The organism is Microbulbifer sp. 2205BS26-8 (assembly GCF_030731025.1).
GTDB classification, from domain to species: Bacteria; Pseudomonadota; Gammaproteobacteria; order Pseudomonadales; family Cellvibrionaceae; genus Microbulbifer; species Microbulbifer spongiae.
Genome location: NZ_JAVAMR010000219.1, coordinates 1 through 330, shown reverse-complemented (window position 1 = coordinate 330; position 330 = coordinate 1). Strand labels below are relative to the sequence as shown.

The 330-nt window shown below is 53.3% G+C and carries 1 pseudogene; it reads right to left on the bottom strand.

Annotated elements, in window-relative coordinates:
• Window positions 1-122 precede the first annotated feature (122 nt).
• A pseudogene (locus Q5Y71_RS17330) lies at window positions 123-330 on the bottom strand (IS21 family transposase); the annotation flags it as partial.

Genomic DNA, 330 nt, shown 5'->3' with positions numbered 1-330 from the left:
GATACGCGCTTGCTGTGCTCGATAAAGCCGTCGAAGGCTACGGGAACCGGCATCATCGCCGGTAGTTCATCTTCCAGGCAATCTGCTAGTGAGCGGGTTTTGAACTGGGGATGCGCCGTTTCTCACCATAGTGCCTGACAACGTTCTTGCAGCCAGTTGTTAAGCTCATTCAAGGACTTAAACGGTGGTGTGTCATACCAGAGCCCGTGACGGGCATCCAGTATACCCTTCTCAACCTGTCCCTTTTCCCAACCGGCAGCAGGGTCACAGAATTCAGGCTTATACAGGTAATGGCCGACCATGGCATGGAAGCGCTTGTTAATTTGGCGG